This is a genomic window from Vibrio sp. 1402, assembly GCF_033340275.1.
Window position 1 is genome coordinate 1 of sequence record NZ_JAWOWE010000449.1, and the last position, 598, is coordinate 598.

At 43.6% G+C, this 598-nt stretch carries 1 protein-coding gene and 1 pseudogene; both read right to left on the minus strand.

Going from position 1 to position 598, the window contains the following annotated elements; translation table 11 throughout:
* A pseudogene (gene aspA, locus R7044_RS26595) lies at positions 1–150 on the minus strand (aspartate ammonia-lyase); the annotation flags it as partial.
* A gap of 17 nt (positions 151–167) precedes the next feature.
* Positions 168–545 (minus strand): hypothetical protein, encoded by a 378-nt coding sequence (locus tag R7044_RS26600; protein ID WP_005458016.1) that lies wholly within the window; start codon positions 543–545, stop codon positions 168–170.
* Positions 546–598 lie beyond the last annotated feature (53 nt).

Below are 598 nucleotides of genomic sequence, written 5' to 3' on the forward strand. Positions count from 1 at the left end.
GGCTAAAGCTTGGATGAAACTGCTTGGCATGGTGTGCTGGCTGAATGCGAAGTTATCGATAGCGCGCTGAGTTTGCGCTTGATACAAGGCATTCGCCGGGACTTTTACTTCGCCCATGCTGTCGGTTTCAATACGAAATTCGGTGGTCATAGTAGGGTTCCTTTCGTTTAATCAAGAGAAGTCTGAATGAGGCGTAATTGTTGTTGTAATTGGAGAAACTTTACGTCGCCATGTTCAAACTGATAGTAGTAACGTTTGAGGCAGAATAAGGGTGTGTGAACCGAATCAAGGCAGACTCGGCGAAATGTACGAGTGCGAGTTGGGTCTTGAATCGCTTCGAGAAGGTGGAAATACACTTGGCGCAAAAACAGTTCGCACAAGAGTAAGTTTTCGTCTTCTGCTTCATGCTCATAGCTGGATGACAACACCATACCCCAATGAATATAGTCATGAATGACGTCGGGCTCAAAGCCACTTGGCGCGGCAAGTTGGAAGCGATCTTGCGCTTTGAAGAAGGCGTTGAATATGTCCTTTCTGCGTTTCATATCTGCCTCAATTAATTAGATAATGATAATTATTATCAATTAAAAATAAATTA

What these genes read in the sequence shown, in the direction of transcription:
- R7044_RS26600 (WP_005458016.1), bottom strand. Translation starts at nt 545, where the DNA reads ATGAAACGCAGAAAGGACATATTCAACGCCTTCTTCAAAGCGCAAGAT.